Origin of the sequence: Algoriphagus sanaruensis (assembly GCF_001593605.1) — a bacterium.
GTDB classification, from domain to species: domain Bacteria; phylum Bacteroidota; class Bacteroidia; order Cytophagales; family Cyclobacteriaceae; genus Algoriphagus; species Algoriphagus sanaruensis.
Window position 1 is genome coordinate 931289 of sequence record NZ_CP012836.1, and the last position, 17688, is coordinate 948976.

Genomic DNA, 17688 nt, shown 5'->3' on the forward strand with positions numbered 1-17688 from the left:
TTATCATACAAAAATTAAAAAGTGGTTTAAAAAAGAACCAATATTTTGATTTTGAATTAATTTTTCTCTTACTTTCCTGCCAGATTCTTAAAAAACCATTAAACCTTTTGATAAAATGAAAAAAATCGAAGCGATCATCCGCACCTCACGCTTTGAGCAAATCCACACTTGTCTTTCGGGATTGGGAGTAAAATTCCTCTCCTTTTATGAAATCAAGGGCTTGGGTTTTGAGCATGCCCGTTTGGAAATGTATCGAGGCGTAGCTTATGAGCCAGCCTACATCCCACGCACTAAGTTGGAAATCGTCGTTCCTGACGAATTAAAAGACGGAGTAATTCAATGCATTCTGAACGAAGGCAAAACCGGAGAAGTAGGCGATGGAAAAATCTTCGTCTATGAAGTTCAGGAAGCGTACCGAATCCGAAACAATGAAACCGGAGAGGCAGCTCTTTAAATCTTTATCATCTTATCACCGAACCTATTTAGACCAATGGAAGAACCTATCGTACAAGACCTATTTACGGTCAATAATCTCTGGATGATGATTTCCACCTTTTTGGTGTTCATCATGCACTTGGGCTTTGCCACCTTGGAGGCTGGACTTACCCGCTCCAAAAACACCGTTAACATCCTATTCAAGAATACCATCATTCCAGGAATCGGATTGCTTACTTATGCACTAGTAGGATTTAACTTGATGTATCCGGGCAGCGATTTTGCAGGAGCATTTTTCGGATTTGCAGGATTTGGACTGGAACTACCTGAAGGTTGGGACAGCAGTAATTACAATGCAGGTTATACCTATTTTACAGACTTTATTTTCCAGGCGATGTTTGCCGCAACAGCAGCCACTATCGTTTCTGGTGCTGTTGCTGAACGAGTGAAGCTTGGACCGTTTATCACTTTCTCCATTATCTATGTAGCGATTATCTATCCAATCGTAGGGATGTGGAAGTGGGGAGGAGGATTTCTAAATGCTTTAGAAACGCCGTTCTATGATTTTGCTGGATCCACCATCGTACACTCTGTGGGTGGTTGGGGCGCTTTAGTAGGTGCTATGCTCCTTGGACCAAGAATCGGAAAATATACCCCAGCGGGTATGAAGGCGATTCCAGGCCATAATATTCCTTTAGCTGTAATTGGGGTGTTTTTATTATGGTTGGGCTGGTTTGGATTCAATGGTGGCTCTGTGTTGAGTGCTGATCCAGGACTGGTTTCCAAAGTTTTTGTAACCACATCTTTGGCCGCGGCTGCAGGTGCTTTTGGAGCATTGATCGTTTCGTACTTGAAATTCAAAACATATGACATCACCATGGTACTAAATGGGATCCTTGCCGGTTTGGTGGGAATCACTGCCGGTGCTGATCAAATGGGAGTGATCGACTCAATCATCATTGGATTCGTAGGTGGTGGATTGGTTGTATTTGGAGTTGTCCTATTTGACAAAATCAAAATCGATGATCCTGTGGGTGCCATTTCAGTTCACTTGATTGGCGGTATCTGGGGAACACTTGCAGTGGGTCTGTTTGGTGATCTAGCCGGAATGGATCAAGTGATTTCTCAATTGATCGGAATCGGTGCTACTGCAATCTTCTGTTTTGGCACAGCTTGGATTATCTTCTTTACCTTGAAAAAGACAGTTGGTATCCGAGTGGATGAAAAAGAAGAGACCGAAGGATTGGATATCAATGAGCACAGCATGAGAGCTTATCCAGACTTCATGACTAAGGATTAATTTTTCTAAACCAACTACCTATAAACAAATGCCCCATCAATTTTGATGGGGCAATTTTTTTAAACCGGGATAAAATACCTATTCAGGATAGGCTGGTGTATTCGCCCGAAGGTTTCATAACACCAAATTCGGAACTCCTCAAGTTCGGCTGGGATTAAATAACGGAGTCCCTTTTTCAGTTCCCGTTCAAACAAGTACTTGCTAAAGCTGACTTTTTGCAAAATGGTCTTTACATATTCTAGCATAGCTAAGTTGGATTTGGGTTTATTAACTGATTTTAAGGTGGAGTACGAAGGCAATTCCTTAGATGTTGCGTTAATTTGAGAGATTTAACCTTGGAATATTCCCTATTTTCGCATCCATGATCAAAACGATATATCGGTTGGTTTTCGTATGGCTTCTGTGTCTTCCTGCTTGGGCTGGGCTGGCGCAAGAAGTACAGATTGAACTTGGACCCAGTCAAATCGGCTTGAATGAGACTTTTACCATCAAAGTCACGCTCAATAACGATAAAATCAAATCGTACGACCAGTTTCCGGATATTCCTGGATTTCAAAAACAAGGCATTTCTCAGTCCTCGTCCATGAATATTATCAATGGACAAATGAGTTCCTCCAACAGCATTATTCAATATTATAAGCCTGCTCGAAAGGGGACTTACACGCTCGGCGATTTTGAAATTGTAATCAATGGCAACGGGCATCGATCTCCAGGCAAGCAGATTACCGTGGCCGATCCTGTCAGTAGCCAGAGTTCCGGGGGAAATGTATTTGATCCCTTTGCGGAATTTTTTGGAAGAACGGCTGAAGAGCCTGAATTTATCGAGCTCGAGGATGATGCTTTTTTTTCGGTTTCGGTAGATAAAGATGAGGTGTTCGTAGGAGAAGGGCTTACCCTAAATATTGCCTTCTACATGTCTGAGCAAAATCAAGCACCTTTTCAATTTTATGAGCCAGGAAGGCAGTTGGATGCGATTTTGAAGAAGATTAAGCCAAATGGAGCTTGGGAAGAAAATTTCAACATTACCAACATCGAACCAGAAATCGTCGAAATAAACGGTAAGCGTTGGAATAGATTCAAGGTGTTTGAGGCGACTTTTTTTCCATTTTCTGAAGGGAAAATTGATATCCCAAGAGTTCCCTGGGAGATGATTAAATATAGGGTGGCAAAAAATCCCACTTTGTTTGGATCCAATCGTCAGGAAGATTTCAAAACATTCTATTCCAACGGGAAGACAATCACCGTTAAACCGCTTCCTCCTCATCCTTTGAAAAGTGAAGTAGCTGTAGGTGTATATCAGGTGCGTGAAAATATTTCCAATTTGGAGGTACAAACCGGTGAGGGTTTCAACTACAATTTTGCGATCAGTGGTGTAGGGAATATCAATGCGATTAATGCGCCCAAGCGATTGCCCGCTGCAAATTTGAATTCCTTTGATCCCAATGTCCGACAGCAGATCAACCGAGGATATGGCCGAGTTTCGGGGATCAAAGAGTTTAATTACTTCATCACGCTCAATGAGGCTGGAGAGTATAATCTCAAGGATTATTTCCAGTGGATATACTTTGATCCCGTCCGGGCTGTATATGATACTTTGGCTCCAGAGGCAAAAATTAGTGTCACCGGAGAATCAAAAGTGAATCAAGCGCTATCGGGTCAGCGTCTAGGTGGAATCTATGATCGAATCAGTACCGAGAGCAATCAGTTTTTAAACGAGGAATATAAATACTATTTTACGACCGCAATCAACCTATTACTGCTAAGTGCTGTGGCACTTCTAGCGGTCCTAATCATCAAGAAAAAATAATGGGCAATACATTTGGGAAGCTTTTCAAGATTACCACGTTTGGCGAATCCCATGGAAAAGCTTTAGGCGCAATCCTAGAAGGATGTCCGGCAGGATTGGAGCTGGATGAAGAAAAAATCCGCTTGGAAATGCAACGCCGAAAACCCGGCCAATCCAAAATCACCACGCAACGCAAGGAAGAAGACGAGATCGAAATTCTTTCGGGAGTTTTTGAAGGAAAAACTACGGGAACTCCCATCGGAATTGTCATTCGAAACGCCGATCAAAAGAGCAAGGACTACACGCATATTGCGGATAAGTTTCGGCCGAGCCATGCGGATTTTACCTATTTCGAAAAATACGGAATCAGAGATTACCGTGGAGGTGGGCGATCAAGTGCTCGAGAGACAGCCGCTCGCGTGGCAGGAGGAGCTATTGCCAAGCAATTTTTAGCAACTCAAGGGATCACGGTTCAGGCATATGTCTCTCAGGTTGGAGAGCTGACCCTTCAAAAAAATTACCAAGAGCTGAGTTTGGATCTGGCTGAAGATAATATCGTTCGCTGTCCCGATCCGGAAATGGCTGATCAGATGATTTCTCTTATTGATTCTGTTCGCCTTGATCGGGATACAATTGGTGGAGTGGTCAGTTGCGTGATCAAAAATACACCCGCTGGATTAGGCGAACCCGTTTTTGATCGACTTCATGCCGAATTGGGGAAAGCCATGCTTTCAATCAATGCTGTCAAAGGTTTTGAGTATGGAAGTGGCTTTGAAGGAGTGAAAATGCGAGGCTCGCTGCACAACGATGCGATAGTCAAAGAAGGCGATAAAGTCAAAACCCTCACTAATCACAGCGGGGGCATTCAAGGCGGAATCAGCAACGGAGAGGATATCTATTTCCGAGTAGCTTTTAAGCCAGTTGCTACCATCATGCAGGATCAAGAATCTATCAATGAAGCCGGAGAAGCAGTAACTGTCAGCGGAAAAGGCAGACATGATCCCTGTGTCGTACCTAGAGCTGTACCGATTGTGGAGGCAATGGCAGCCTTGGTCATAGCGGACTACCTCCTTTTGTCCAAAACCAATAAACTTGCACAGCTATAAACCCAATTTTATGTTGAAAAAGATACCTCTTCATACTCAAATTATCATTGGTCTGATTTTAGGCCTTATTTATGGAATCATCGCGATCAAAACCGGTATTCCTGCATGGCTTACCTTGGATTGGATCAAACCTATCGGCACCATCTTTATCAACGGCCTGAAAATGATCGCCATGCCTCTGGTATTGGCTTCCCTGATCATCGGGGTATCCAATTTAGGGGATATCTCCAAATTGAGTCGGATTGGAGGGAAAACTATCGTCACTTTCTTAATTACCACGGTAGTTGCGATTTGTACCGGTTTGCTTCTGGTGAATGTATTGGTTCCAGGAAAAGGCTTGCCAGCGGAGACTCGGGAGAATTTGATGAGAATGTACGAAGGGGATGCAGGTCAGCGCGCCGCTGCGGCAGCTGAGCTTCAAGATCAAAGCCCTCTTCAGCCTATTATTGATATGGTGCCTCAGAATATTTTCCAGGCTACCACAGATAATGCGGCGATGTTGCAAGTGGTTTTCTTTGCGATTATTGCAGGTATCGCGCTCCTTCAAATCCCAAAATCAAAGGCTGAGCCTGTCATTGCCTTTTTTGACGGAATGAATGATGTCATTATTCAAGTGGTCAATTACATCATGCTGATTGCGCCTTATGGTGTATTCGCGCTAATGGCGTCCTTAATTGTAGAAATTGCTGGGGACAATCCAGATGCTGCAGTGGATTTGCTTTTGGCCTTGTTGAAATACAGCTTGATTGTATTGGGAGGCTTGTTCTTTATGATGCTGGTGATTTATCCACTATTGCTCAAAAGCTTCACCAAAGTCAAGTATGCTGATTTCTTTAAGGCAATTCGCCCTGCTCAGCTGTTGGCTTTTTCCACCAGCTCCAGCTCTGCAACTCTTCCTGTGACCATGAAACTTACAGAAGAAGAATTGGGAGTTTCTGAAAACATTACCTCGTTTGTTTTACCGCTTGGAGCTACCATCAACATGAATGGTACCAGCTTGTATCAAAGTGTCGCAGCCGTATTTATTGCTCAAGCTTTGGGAATGGAATTGACTCTATCACAGCAATTGATGATCGTGCTTACTTCTACTTTAGCGGCCATTGGATCTGCAGGTGTACCGGGAGCGGGATTAATTATGCTAATTGTAGTCTTGGAATCCATCGGAGTTCCGGCGGCGGGTATTGCCTTGATTATGGCTCCTGATCGAATTTTGGATATGTTCCGAACAGTCGTGAATGTCACCGGGGATGTGGTCGTTACAACTGTGGTAGCCAGTACCGAAGGGGAATTACCTGATGGGATGATTCGAAAAAATAACCCACTTACTGCGAATGAAAGTGTGGTGGAGTAAATAAGCCTTAAAACGAAGAAGCCCTGAAATTTTCAGGGCTTCTTCGTTTATTAGGAATTCGAGATAAATTGAATGACTCGGTCAAATTCTGCATCGGTGATCGCCGGGAAATTTGCAATTCGAAAACTGGTAGGCTTCAATGGACCATAGCCACTGCCTAATTGCATTCCTTCTTTTTCAGCCGCTTTTTTAATCTGACTGATGCCTTCTTCAGATCCTGAAACAGCCAAAACGGTGGTGCTTCGAGTTTGCTCATTTTTAACCAATAAGCTGAAGTTTTTAGAATGCGCGACGGCATATTCAGCTTTTCGGATTCGATCTCTTAGTCTAGCATCAACCAGTTGAATTTCCTCAAGATCTTTAAGCACGCGATTGAGTAAGTAGATTCCAAAGACATTTGGGGTATAATGCGTCTGAAATCCCTCTGCATTTTCCAGAATAAAACTCAGGCTGTTATATCTACCTTTTTCACCTTTTCGAAGGGTCTTCTCTATGGCCTTTGGAGACACAATCAGAATACCCAATCCGGCAGGAAGTCCAAAGCATTTTTGGACGGAAGCATACCAAATATCTGCCAGTGAAAAATCCAGGTAGATTCCACCCATAGAGGAGGTAGTGTCTACCGCGATCATTTTTTCCGGATATTTTTTACCTAGTTCTTGGATGATTTCCATGGGAACTTGGGTGGCATTGGAGGTCTCATTTTGAGTGATGGCAATGACATCAAACTCCTCGGAAATGGTCAGATCTGAGACTTCTATCGCCTGGTTAGGATCAAGCTTAAGGCCTTGTGTTTGGGGAATAATGTGTTTGGCGAATTCAAACCATTTTTTTCCAAAAGAACCTGAATAGATATGATAGCTAGCCTGCTCCACCACAGACTGGGTGATGATTTCCCAATTTTCCGTGGCTGAGGAAGTGAAAAGAAGTCGGTAGCCTTCGGGTAGATGCAATTTTTCTTGCATCAACTGCTCAGTTTCCTGATACAGATTCATGAAGAGACTGCTTCGGTGATTTGCACTCAAGATTCCAGCCTCATAGGCTTCTTGCATGTATCGGGGCAAAGCATCATAAACTTTGGATGGCCCGGGAGCAAAGGTGATCATAGGTTTGGAGAATTTAGAAAGTACATCACGCCCAATTCATACCCTTTTAAACCGAGGCCAGCAATCATTCCCACACAAGATTTTGAAATGATGCTTTTGTGTCGGAATTCCTCACGTTTATAAATATTGGAAATATGGACTTCCAAGGTGGGTGTTGTCACTCCAGAAATAGCATCGGAAATGGCTACCGAAGTATGGGTATACCCTCCCGCATTGAGTAAAATGGCATCAAAGGAAAAACCCACTTCGTGGATTTTATTGATCAATTCGCCTTCCACATTGCTTTGAAAATAGTGGAGCTCCACTTGGGGAAAGCGCTTTTTGAGGTTTTCGAAGTAATCTTCAAAAGTCTCACTCCCATAAATCTCCGGTTCTCTTTTGCCGAGAAGATTGAGATTCGGGCCATTGATAATTTGAATTTTCAAGAGGATATAGGTTTAAGGTTGGGTCAAAGTTAAGGAGCTTATTCTTTCCTCCAACATTTCGAGGAATACCCTACTTTTCGGAAGGGCGTTCCTTAACTCGAAAGAGGTAGGCGATGGTCAATTCCAAATTGGTGGAGTTAAGATCATAGATTCTGTCCTGAGATTCTGGATTTGTAAAATCATAGGCAAATCGAATCTCGGCACTCAGCGTACTTTTTCCAAAAAGCTTAGAAATGCCAGCTCCGGCTGTCATGCCATACATCAGGGTTTTAGGCTGATCGGCGGCAGTTCCATAGGTAGGCAGTTGGGGAAACAAGCCATCCGAATAATTGCGCGCTACATCTCGTGCTTTTAACAGATAGCCTAAATGAGGGCCAAATTTCACCTGAAATCTACCAGATCTTCCGGCAAAGAAGCTTGCCAGAAAAGGGACTTTCAGATAATCAAATTCAGTTTGATTGAACTCATTAGCATCATTGAACTGCCGGAAGCCTAAGGTGATTTTTTGAATATTTACTTCGACTCCGGCATTTTTTGAGCTGAAATATTCGGCTACCAAAGCAAAAGTGGGGGCGCCAATGCCATCCACAGATCGGGTTCGAATTCCCGCAGCAGGTTGATAGGAATAGCTACTAGAGGTGGCACCTCCTCTGATTCCCACACTTAATTGAGAAAATCCCAAGGTAGGAATAAGTAGAATCAGAAGAAGGAGTCGAAAGTGAAGCGAATGCATGTCCAAAAATACCTATTTGGACCGTAAAATAAAGGTTCCAGTCACGACTTCTCCCTCAGCAGTCAGACCTCTGATTTCAATCACTACCGGACCAGGCGAGTCATTGGAATAGAAGGTGAAGGTTAATTTACCTCGGTCATCGGTAACCAAATAAGGATTCCAGTACAGTGTTTGTCGGTCATCTTTTTCCACAGGCTCATTAATCTGGCTATAGTCTAAATTGATGAAATTACCCTGAGGTTGGTAACCTTGTAGGGTGAATTCCTGCAATCCTTTACCTAGCCCATTTAAAGAGGGATTCTCACTTAGATTTTCTTTCAGATAAACTGCGATTACGCCATTTTTACCTTGATCTCCGAGGGTGGATACGGTTCGGTTGACAACTTCTACCCGATCAATGTCAAATGGGTTGATCGTTCTAAGATTATCAGCTGCCGTGGTTAGTCCAGTAGAAGATCGAATCACCCCATTGATCATAACGATAGGCTCCATAATGCCACTGGCCGTCACAGCACCTCCTCTGATCCGGATGTTTTGTTGTCCAGATGCACCGACTGTAGTCACTCGCATCCCAGGTACCTGAGCGGAAAGGCTATTGACTAGGTCTGAGGTATTACCAGTTTTGGTCAACTGCTCCCCAGTAATCACAAAATCAGGTTCCCCGTATATTGCAGGCTTCCGATTGGTGGAGGTAGAATCCCGTTTTACTGCCTGTGTAAGTTCTGTCTCTGGTTCTCGAACAGGCTTTGCCAAGGTGGTTGTTTTTGGAAAAATCGGATTGCTCGGAAGCGCGATAGGTGCTGCTAATGGAGGATTGAGCACAATCTTAAATGGCTTTCCTTTTTTATCGGCTGCCGTAAAGGCGAGTTTCAAAGGACCATAAAACTCCATTTCTTCCAATGCAAATTCCCCATTTCCATTAGAGGTCAATTCGATCATTCCTTGAAAATCATTGACAAATGCCGTGATCTCAGCACTTGTTCCTTTTCCTTTTTCATCCGTCACCAAACCATTGATCGAAAGGCTTTTTTCGATGGGATAAGAGAAACGATCTATTCCGAGACTTTCAGGGACCTTTTGAAGGCCGAGTCGGTCCTTCATTTTTGAGGATCTCGCACGAGGGACAAGCTGATCACCATCCCAAACTCCAGCTGAAAGCCTGGAGGAAACTGGTCTGCCATCCTCGTCGGTGACACTCAGCTGTACGGTTACTTGTTGTCTAGGCCCAAATTGAGAAGGAATAATTTCAGCTTTAATTCCGCGGTGTTCTTCTTGAAGATTAGCATCTTCAGTACGGATTCGTTTATAAGGATTCAGAACCGAAATGGGTTCTAGAAAGTAATGGTCTGGGCCATAGTTTCTCATCCAATTGGTGTAGGCTCGAATGAAATAGCCATCTCCATTCAGGGTGTCGGGTAAGTAAAAATCTCCAACAGTTACCCCCTCAACTATCGGGAATTTTTTCTCCAGAATGATATCACGCTCTGTGCTGATTAATTCCACATGGAGAACTTTGCTGAGTTCGTCTTTGAGATACGGATTTCCATAGGCGAAATAGCCTTTGAAAAACAATTGATCTCCGGCGTAGTAATAGGGCTTGTCTGTATGTAAATAAACTTTCTCCTGATAGTTTTTGGCTGTTTTGGCAAGGTCCTGCAGCAAAATCGCCTTTTCGGCATTGTAATCCAAAGGCAGCAAATTGGAGATTCGCTTCCGATCCATGTCCCCTGAGAAGACCAGATTTTCTGAATTAAGCACCATTCCGTTTTCTTTCACCTTCACTTTTCCCCCACTCACTTCAAGCCAAGAAATAGGATAAGGAGCATCTCTGTAAGTGTTTGCTTGAGCAAAGCCTTTTTGATAATGGATTTCGATTCGGCCTTTTAGATTGATCCAATAAGTTCCCAAGGGAGTTGCCGGTTCAACGAGAGGAGTTGCTTTGTAGGGCACGACTGATTTTCCAAGTTCATTGGCAAAGATGTCTGAGCGCATATTCATGCTGGCAGAGCCTCCAGCTTTATCTCCGTACAAGAAAAAACCCTCACGCTCATAGGTATTGTTGAGCATGGATCGGAACATATTCATGGGTGATTTTCGATAGACGTCTGCCCTGTTTTTTTCCCAGACACTGCGCTGTGATTCCGATTCGGGCTTCAGTTCCTCAAATCTTGCAGCGCCAGCTATTCGAAAATTGGTGGGTGAGTCGTAAAAGTCTTTGAGGTCAAAGGTGACCTTATAGCCGAGATATTGATTTTCAATTTCAATGGGTTGAGACGATTTTGCCACAAAGGCACCTTTGTCCGGAGAGCTAGGAAAGTCGATGACCCAAGGATTGAGAATTGAAGTTTTGGTGGCTGCTTCGTCGATTCCGATAAAAAGATTTTCAAACTTTTTCAGTTCCCGTTCCCAGGCTTTATCTCGTGAGGCTTTTATTTCCACATCTGAAAGATCTTGGGCAAATGGCTTCATGGAAAGATTGACTGTGATGATGCCATCTGAGTTCAGGGTGACTCTCTTGGTTTCTGCCTGGTATCCCATAAAAGAAAATCCCAACTCCACGGGGCCGGCTTCGAGTCCTGAAAGGGTATATTTTCCATCCATATCCGTCACGGTTGAGATGGTGGTATTATTCACAAAGACATTGCAAAAGGGAAGAGTTTCTCCTGTTTCTGCATCTTTGACCACTCCGGTGATGGTACCGGTTTGGGCTAAAGAAATCAGCGGAAGCAAGTACAAAAGTATTGCTAGGGGGTGTTTTAAAAATGATAGCATGAGTTGGCGATTAGTTTTCAGATAGGAGATGTTGATTCAGAATAAAGGTGCCTGAAATTGGTTTTCCAAATTCGGTAATTCCACGGATATCTACCAAAATTGGTCCTGGCTTATCGTTGGTTTGGAAGGAAAAAGAGGTGGTCATTTGATTTTGGGAGGTGATCACTTCATCCTTCCAAAAGAGGGTTGGTCGGAAAGGGGAAAGGGTTGGGTTTTCCAATCTTGATTTCTCCGCATCCGGAAAATCATCACTTGATTGCAATCCTTTCAATTTGAACAATGTGAAATTATTCAGGGAAGCCTCTCGTGCGCTGACCATGTCCATTCCATTCTTAAGGATAATCGAGATAATCCCGTTTCTGCCCAAATCCCCGTATTGAGGAACAAGACGCTTGATGACCTCTACCCGCTCTATCGAAAAAATGTCTATTTGGCTGATTATCGTGTAAGCAGTCTGTCCTGAACTTGCTCCCAAACCTCCATTTCCGGGGGTGTTCATTGGCGAACCATTCACTAAAACCAAAGGCTCTCCACCCCGAAACCGGATAGATGGGGGTGTGCCTGCGATCAACATCCCAGGGACTTTTCCGGCTAGGGCATAAATAAACTGAATCGGAGTTCCATTCAAAAAGAGGTTTTTGGTTTCTACCACATTGTCTGGATTCCCATAGATCATAGGCCCAATGGATGGCACTTTTTTGTCTTCAATAAGGGCTTCAGAAAGTAAAACTTCATCTGCATCCAAGGGGATTTGACTTCCAAAATCCACGGATGGAGTTTGTTCGCGATTCTCGATTTTAGGAAAAACAACCTCCTTGGGAATCAAGGTATCTGGATAATTTTTGATCGAAAGCTGAATGTCTCGGATGGGGTTTCCTTCTCGATCGGTAGCCTGAAGGTTAATTTCGAAATCATCTGTAAATGTCGATTGGGGCATGACAAACCTACCCTCAGCATCTGTTCTGAATTCTCGGATATCCTCGTACCCATTGATAAAAGCTTTGACTCTCCCTGATTTTGGGGTACCTCCTGAGTCCATGAGTTTCCCTTCGAGAATAATCCCTTTTTCTATGTCAAATTTGGGCTCGACCGAGGACAAGTTTTTTTCTGGATTTTGTTCTAATCGATCGGAGATGTTTTGCCAATCAGGGATATAGGAGGCTTGATTTAAATCTAGAATTGCTACCGATAGGTTTGCATTGATGGGCTTTCCCTGTTCGTCTAAAACCATCAGCGATAATTTGACAGACTCTCGACCCTCGTAAGAAGGCTTATCAGAAAAGATGGATACGCCATTGGAAATTTGTTGAATAGGCTGACTTTGAGATTTTCTAAAATGACTGGCGATTTGGAGGGGTTGATAAAAAACACCTTCAGGATAGTTCCTACTCCAAGCAGTATAAGCCCGAAGAAAAAGATTGGTGGATTCGGATACATCCTTGGGTAAAGCGATGGATCCCAAACTTACCCCATGATCAATTGGGTGGACTTGGTGTAGCCAACTGTAGCCAGCAGTGTCGACGAGTTCTACATGTAATACCCTGCTCAGTTCATCTGCCAAAAGCGGGTTTTGATAGCCTAGGTAAGCTTTGAAATAGAGGTTTTCCCCAGGCCAATAACTTTTTCGATCCGTATGAACATAGACTCTTTCTTCCATGAATTCCGGGTCTTTCTCCACATTGGCGAGTCGAACCAATCGATCCCCATTAAAATTGGAAGGTAGACTGCTGACGGGATTCGAATTTGTCCAATGCCCTTCAAAAGCTACTTCATTCAAATTGCTAGGACTCCCATTAAGTTTGACGCCCAAGGAAGTTCCTTTATACGCTAATCCTGCCTTCTTTCCATTTGGAAGCGTGACATAAAATGGGTTCGAAAACTCCAGTAGATAGTCCCCTGGGTTGGGGGCAAACGAAATTTTGGGCTGAAGATCTTGATCAAATTTGGTGGATTTCCCTTCCATCAATTGGGCTAGGAAGGAAGCCGGAGAATTCTCATACCGATCTAATCTTACTTTTTTCCGGATTTCGGGGTCTAGGTTAGTATCCGGAAGTTCGAAATAAGTATAGGTTAGTCCGATTACTTCAGATGTTTCGAGTTCAAAGGGATCAAAATAGACCGTGACTAGGTATCCTGTCTGAGGGTTAGAAATAAAGATGGGGCCTCGTGCGGATGTTCTTGTTGATTTGTTTTCAGTCGAAAATACCAAGCTGTCCGGGTTGAGAATTGCTACTTCATCAATTGGTTCGATTGCCACTTTAGCCAGAAACGTTTCTGTCAATTTCTCCCTTTTACTCTTTGAGATGGACGATTCAGAAATGCTTGTTTTGGTTTTTTTAGGTAGCTTGATTGTTAGACTTGGCGTTTCATTGGGCTTGACCAAAATACTGTCAGAGAACACCTGATATCCGGATAATCTTGCTTGAATTGCCCATTTTCCATCCGGAATTCCAGAAAGGAGGAAGTTTCCGCTTGAGTCAGAAAAAGATTGGAAAGTCGTACCTGGAATAAAAATATGGACTTCTGGAAGTGGATTTTCTGGGTGAGTTGCGGAAATCTTCCCCCTAATTTCAGCACTCTGGGCATGTACAAAAAGGGGGAGAAAGAGAATATGAACTAATAGCGCAAAAGATCTCATGAGCTAAATTCTGACGTATTTAAAAACTAAGTTTAATTATACAAAAAAATAGCTCCATCAGGAGCTATTCAATTCGTTTATTCTTCTGAGTTTAAATCTTCACGATCCTTCAGTTTTTTGTCTTCGACATTTTTGTTGAGGAACTCGTTGATTTTGTCTATCGATAACGTCGAGGAGATTTCTCCAAAAGAATTGACCTCCATTTTGAAGCCTTTCAATTCTTCGTGAACCTTTGGCTCCTCCGTTTTCTTCTTTTTCTTAGTCATATTAGGATGGGATGGACAACTTTTCTAACGCAAATCTGATACGCTGGGCTAATTCTTTTGGTCCCAAAATGGCAAAAACTTCCATCAAATCAGGACCTGCTCCCATTCCTGTTACTGCTAGTCGTACGGCTTGCATGATCTTTCCTAGTTTGATTCCCGCTGTTTCTGCGGTTTGTTCGAGAAGGGATTTAGCCTGACTGGCATCGAATGCGGTGGTTACTTGATCCAAGGCTGCGGCATAAGCAGTCAAAACGGTAATTGCATCGGCATTCCATTTTTTGGCAGCTACATCTTGGTCAAAAGCCATTGGTGCAATGAAGATAAATTTACTATCTCTCCAAAAATCGGAGGGGAATACTACGCGCTCTTTCAAAAGATTGAGAATAGCGTTAGCCTTTTCGGAAGAAATTTCGATTCCTTCTGCTTTTGCATCCTCAATTAAGAAGTTCTCCAATGCTGTATTTGGTTTGTTACGAATGTACTGTTCGTTATACCAGTTGGCTTTTGCGATGTCAAACTTGGTTCCAGCCTTTCCAATTCGCTCAATGGAGAATGCTTCGACCAGTTCCTCAACTGAGAAAATTTCCCGTTCATCGCCTGGGTTCCAACCCAAAAATGCGAGGAAATTAAGAAAGGCATCTGGCAAATAGCCTTTTTCACGAAATCCACTCGACTTCTCATTTGTAAATGGGTCAGTCCAATTTAATGGGAAAACTGGGAAGCCAAGTTTATCTCCATCCCTTTTGGAAAGCTTACCATTTCCGTCAGGCTTCAGCAAAAGAGGCAAGTGGGCAAATTGGGGCATGGTACTTTCCCATCCCAAAAAGCGATAAAGCAGAACGTGGAGTGGCGCCGATGGGAGCCACTCTTCGCCTCGAATCACATGGGTAATTCCCATCAAATGATCATCGACGATATTGGCCAAATGATAAGTAGGCATGCCGTCTGACTTCATGAGGACTTTATCATCCAAGGTACTGGTATGCACCATTACCCATCCTCTAATCATATCATTGAGTCGAACATCTTCTTTCAATGGGATTTTCACTCGGATCACATAGGGATCTCCTGACTCCAACCGGGCTTTGACTTCGTCTGCCGGAAGAGTCAATGAATTTTTCATTTGCATTCGAGTGATGCCATTGTATTGAGGCTGTACGACTCGGGCCGCAGTCAATCGCTCACGCATAGCCTCTAATTCCTCAGCAGTATCAAATGCGTAGTAGGCGTGACCTTTCTCAACGAGGTCAAGTGCATACTGCATATACATTTCCTTTCGCTCAGATTGACGGTAAGGACCGACTTCTCCTGGCTTCCAAGGGCTTTCGTCAGGAGTGATTCCTAACCAATCCAAAGACTCCCGAATGTAATCCTCCGCACCCGGAACAAAGCGGTTTTGATCTGTATCCTCAATTCGAAGAAGAAACTTTCCACCGTGTTTTTTGGCAAAAAGGTAATTGTATAAGGCTGTCCGAACTCCACCAATGTGTAAAGCACCTGTAGGTGAAGGAGCAAATCGTACGCGAACTTCTCTATTCATGATTGGTTTGTAATTGAGCTTTAAACCCCAAAAAACTGGGATTGGTTTAGTTCAAATCAGGGGGCAAAGATAGGGAATAGTTGGGGAAAGGGGAGGAATTCATCAAAAAGTAAGGAGATCATGGTTTTGGGATTTGTCCTGAAAATTGATCGATCGAAAGGAGTTTGCGTGGCTTAATTTTCCCCTTCAAATCTTCCTTTCCAACCAAGCTAAAATTCCAACCCAAAAGAGACACTTCAGCCCAAGTCCTACAAAAAAATAGCTGACCCAATCCTCAGGACTTACGAATGGAAATAACCAAAGTAAATCCTCCTCTATCTCGATCTCCCAGTCTGAAAACAAACCCTCAGACCCCAAGTAGACCATATAACCGCTGCCCAAGGCAAAGAGTACCAAAATAACCTGCCCGATACGGAGAAATGCTCTTCCCAAAATTGCACCGGGGTCAGTATAGGAAATGGATGAATTCATAGCGATCGGATTTTCTTCAATTTAGCCTAAAACAAAAAAAGGAACCTCTTTCGAAGTTCCTTTTTTTCAGACAGGCAAATCTTAGTGTTTTGCTCTGATATTTTCTTTGATACGTGCAGCTTTACCCTGACGTCCTCTAAGATAGAATAGACGAGCTCTTCTTACTTTACCTTCTCTTACCAAGTCAATTTGCTCGATAGAAGGAGAAAGAATTGGGAAGATACGCTCCACACCTACTCCATTGGAGATTTTCCGTACTGTGAAGGTTTCGCCCATTGAGTTAGGGTTTTTGCGCTGAATTACAGTTCCTTGGAACTGCTGGATACGCTCCTTGTTACCTTCTTTGATACGTACGTGTACGTTGATGGTATCACCGGATTTGAAAGAAGGGAATTTTGATCTTACATCGCTGTATTCCGCTTCTACAATTTTCATTAGATCGCTCATAGCTTTATGTTTTTATGCTTTCGCAGTGCACCGCCGCAGCGGTTTAAATGAATTACTTCTGTTAAAATCTTGTCTCGTCTATTCCCAGCCACTGCCTTTCAGCAGATCAGGTCTTTTTTCTCGGGTTCGACGAACCGACGCTTCAAATCTCCATTCGCTTATCTTGGCCTCATGTCCTGAAAGAAGTACTTCAGGAACAGTCATTCCATCGTATTCCGCAGGCCGGGTATATACCGGTGGGGCGAGCAAATTATCTTGGAAGGAATCCGTCAATGCTGACGTTTCATCATTAAGTACTCCAGGAATCAGTCGGATGACTGCATCTGCAATAACTGCAGCGGCTAGTTCCCCGCCAGAGAGGACAAAATCCCCTATGCTGATTTCTTTGGTGATAAACCGATCCCTAACCCGCTGATCAACTCCTTTGTAGTGTCCACAAAGAATGAGTAGATTTTTTTTCATGGAAAGGGTATTGGCCATCGGTTGATCAAAGGTTTCTCCGTCAGGTGTCATGTAGATGATTTCATCGTATGACCGTTCTTTTTGGAGGCTTTCGATGCACCGAGCAATAGGCTCGATCATCATGACCATACCAGCACCACCACCAAATGCATAATCGTCTACCTGCTTTTGTTTGCCGGTAGCATAATCTCTCAAGTTGTGTACTCGAACAGATGCAAGTCCTTTTTCTTCCGCTCGTTTAAGAATGGAGTGTGAAAATGGTCCTTCCAAAAGTCCAGGCACTACCGAAATGATATCGATATGCATAGGTTAATCTTCCAGATAAATGTCAAGTAAGCCTTCGGGTAGTCGGCAGAAAACTTTCTTTGCTGCCTTGTCCACTTGGGTGATGATGCCATCCTGAATCGGAATGAGCACCTCTTTTTCCTTGTGGATTACTCCGAGGAGATCCTGTGTTTCTAGATCGTAGATAATCTGCACAGGGCCGATCAGTCCAAGCACCTCATCGATGACTTCAAATCCGATCAGCTCGTGGTAGTAATATTGATCATCCTCTAATTCGGGTAGCTCAGTAAGCGGAAGGTAAGCCTCCGAACCCACGAGGGGTTCTACCTGTTCTAGCGAATTCAAATCCTCAAATTTGGCGAGTGCCCTGCCTCCTGGTTGGATTACAAAATGTTCCAAAAAGAAGGGGACCAATCGGCCTTTTTGTTCGAGGAAGAGATGCTCCAATCCTTCGTAATCCTCAGGATAATCTACATCGAGCACCACATTTACTTCACCACGAAGTCCATGAACTTTGGCAATACGGCCTAATTGAAAGCACTGATCCTTGTTCATGGATTATTAA

Annotated in this window: 16 protein-coding genes; 5 read left to right on the forward strand and 11 right to left on the reverse strand. The window is 43.4% G+C overall.

Annotated features, from left to right (window positions below; genetic code table 11):
* Positions 1 to 115 precede the first annotated feature (115 nt).
* The 5 genes from AO498_RS04200 to AO498_RS04220 all read left to right on the forward strand — a co-directional run bounded on the left by AO498_RS04200 (position 116) and on the right by AO498_RS04220 (position 5978).
* Positions 116 to 454 carry a P-II family nitrogen regulator gene (locus AO498_RS04200; protein ID WP_067544092.1) on the forward strand — a complete coding sequence of 113 codons (339 nt, stop codon included), beginning with the start codon at positions 116 to 118 and terminating at the stop codon, positions 452 to 454.
* Between the two features lie 48 nt (positions 455 to 502).
* On the forward strand, positions 503 to 1735 hold the full coding sequence (locus AO498_RS04205) for an ammonium transporter (protein ID WP_067550240.1): 1233 nt from the start codon (positions 503 to 505) through the stop codon (positions 1733 to 1735).
* 361 nt (positions 1736 to 2096) lie between these two features.
* A complete protein-coding gene (locus AO498_RS04210; RefSeq protein ID WP_067544094.1) occupies positions 2097 to 3542 on the forward strand; it encodes a BatD family protein in 1446 nt (481 codons plus the stop codon).
* Positions 3542 to 4627 (forward strand): chorismate synthase, encoded by a 1086-nt coding sequence (gene aroC, locus AO498_RS04215; RefSeq protein ID WP_067544096.1) that lies wholly within the window; start codon positions 3542 to 3544, stop codon positions 4625 to 4627. Before AO498_RS04210 ends, aroC begins: the two co-directional genes overlap by 1 nt.
* A gap of 10 nt (positions 4628 to 4637) precedes the next feature.
* Complete coding sequence (locus tag AO498_RS04220; RefSeq protein ID WP_067544098.1) at positions 4638 to 5978, forward strand: dicarboxylate/amino acid:cation symporter; 1341 nt, start codon at positions 4638 to 4640, stop codon at positions 5976 to 5978.
* 50 nt (positions 5979 to 6028) lie between these two features.
* Here AO498_RS04220 and AO498_RS04225 read toward each other — a convergent pair whose 3' ends face one another.
* The 11 genes from AO498_RS04225 to rimM form a co-directional block, all read right to left on the reverse strand.
* Positions 6029 to 7084, reverse strand: coding sequence for an aminotransferase class V-fold PLP-dependent enzyme (locus AO498_RS04225; protein WP_067544100.1), 1056 nt, complete (start codon positions 7082 to 7084; stop codon positions 6029 to 6031).
* Complete coding sequence (gene aroQ / locus AO498_RS04230) at positions 7081 to 7509, reverse strand: type II 3-dehydroquinate dehydratase (RefSeq protein ID WP_067544102.1); 429 nt, start codon at positions 7507 to 7509, stop codon at positions 7081 to 7083. Before aroQ ends, AO498_RS04225 begins: the two co-directional genes overlap by 4 nt.
* 70 nt (positions 7510 to 7579) lie before the next feature.
* Complete coding sequence (locus AO498_RS04235) at positions 7580 to 8242, reverse strand: outer membrane beta-barrel protein (RefSeq protein ID WP_067544104.1); 663 nt, start codon at positions 8240 to 8242, stop codon at positions 7580 to 7582.
* Positions 8243 to 8254: 12 nt separating this feature from the next.
* Positions 8255 to 11014 carry a TonB-dependent receptor gene (locus AO498_RS04240; protein ID WP_082792185.1) on the reverse strand — a complete coding sequence of 920 codons (2760 nt, stop codon included), beginning with the start codon at positions 11012 to 11014 and terminating at the stop codon, positions 8255 to 8257.
* A 10-nt stretch (positions 11015 to 11024) separates the two neighbouring features.
* Complete coding sequence (locus AO498_RS04245; protein ID WP_067544109.1) at positions 11025 to 13652, reverse strand: carboxypeptidase-like regulatory domain-containing protein; 2628 nt, start codon at positions 13650 to 13652, stop codon at positions 11025 to 11027.
* A gap of 77 nt (positions 13653 to 13729) precedes the next feature.
* Positions 13730 to 13918 (reverse strand): hypothetical protein, encoded by a 189-nt coding sequence (locus AO498_RS04250; RefSeq protein WP_067544111.1) that lies wholly within the window; start codon positions 13916 to 13918, stop codon positions 13730 to 13732.
* A gap of 1 nt (position 13919) precedes the next feature.
* Positions 13920 to 15458, reverse strand: a complete 1539-nt coding sequence (gltX, locus tag AO498_RS04255) for a glutamate--tRNA ligase (protein WP_067544114.1) — start codon at positions 15456 to 15458, stop codon at positions 13920 to 13922.
* 186 nt (positions 15459 to 15644) lie between these two features.
* A complete protein-coding gene (locus tag AO498_RS04260; RefSeq protein ID WP_067544116.1) occupies positions 15645 to 15929 on the reverse strand; it encodes a hypothetical protein in 285 nt (94 codons plus the stop codon).
* Between the two features lie 81 nt (positions 15930 to 16010).
* Positions 16011 to 16376, reverse strand: coding sequence for a 50S ribosomal protein L19 (gene rplS, locus AO498_RS04265; RefSeq protein WP_067544117.1), 366 nt, complete (start codon positions 16374 to 16376; stop codon positions 16011 to 16013).
* A 78-nt stretch (positions 16377 to 16454) separates the two neighbouring features.
* Positions 16455 to 17144, reverse strand: coding sequence for a tRNA (guanosine(37)-N1)-methyltransferase TrmD (gene trmD / locus AO498_RS04270; protein ID WP_067544119.1), 690 nt, complete (start codon positions 17142 to 17144; stop codon positions 16455 to 16457).
* A gap of 3 nt (positions 17145 to 17147) precedes the next feature.
* Positions 17148 to 17678, reverse strand: a complete 531-nt coding sequence (gene rimM, locus AO498_RS04275; protein ID WP_067544121.1) for a ribosome maturation factor RimM — start codon at positions 17676 to 17678, stop codon at positions 17148 to 17150.
* Positions 17679 to 17688 lie beyond the last annotated feature (10 nt).

Bases quoted from the DNA above. Each gene is read 5' to 3' on its own strand.
- AO498_RS04200 (WP_067544092.1), top strand. From the start codon at position 116: ATGAAAAAAATCGAAGCGATCATCCGCACCTCACGCTTTGAGCAAATC.
- AO498_RS04210 (WP_067544094.1), top strand. From the start codon at position 2,097: ATGATCAAAACGATATATCGGTTGGTTTTCGTATGGCTTCTGTGTCTT.
- aroC (WP_067544096.1), top strand. From the start codon at position 3,542: ATGGGCAATACATTTGGGAAGCTTTTCAAGATTACCACGTTTGGCGAA.
- AO498_RS04220 (WP_067544098.1), top strand. From the start codon at position 4,638: ATGTTGAAAAAGATACCTCTTCATACTCAAATTATCATTGGTCTGATT.
- AO498_RS04225 (WP_067544100.1), bottom strand. From the start codon at position 7,084: ATGATCACCTTTGCTCCCGGGCCATCCAAAGTTTATGATGCTTTGCCC.
- AO498_RS04235 (WP_067544104.1), bottom strand. From the start codon at position 8,242: ATGCATTCGCTTCACTTTCGACTCCTTCTTCTGATTCTACTTATTCCT.
- AO498_RS04240 (WP_082792185.1), bottom strand. From the start codon at position 11,014: ATGCTATCATTTTTAAAACACCCCCTAGCAATACTTTTGTACTTGCTT.
- AO498_RS04245 (WP_067544109.1), bottom strand. From the start codon at position 13,652: ATGAGATCTTTTGCGCTATTAGTTCATATTCTCTTTCTCCCCCTTTTT.
- AO498_RS04250 (WP_067544111.1), bottom strand. From the start codon at position 13,918: ATGACTAAGAAAAAGAAGAAAACGGAGGAGCCAAAGGTTCACGAAGAA.
- gltX (WP_067544114.1), bottom strand. From the start codon at position 15,458: ATGAATAGAGAAGTTCGCGTACGATTTGCTCCTTCACCTACAGGTGCT.
- AO498_RS04260 (WP_067544116.1), bottom strand. From the start codon at position 15,929: ATGAATTCATCCATTTCCTATACTGACCCCGGTGCAATTTTGGGAAGA.
- rplS (WP_067544117.1), bottom strand. From the start codon at position 16,376: ATGAGCGATCTAATGAAAATTGTAGAAGCGGAATACAGCGATGTAAGA.
- trmD (WP_067544119.1), bottom strand. From the start codon at position 17,144: ATGCATATCGATATCATTTCGGTAGTGCCTGGACTTTTGGAAGGACCA.
- rimM (WP_067544121.1), bottom strand. From the start codon at position 17,678: ATGAACAAGGATCAGTGCTTTCAATTAGGCCGTATTGCCAAAGTTCAT.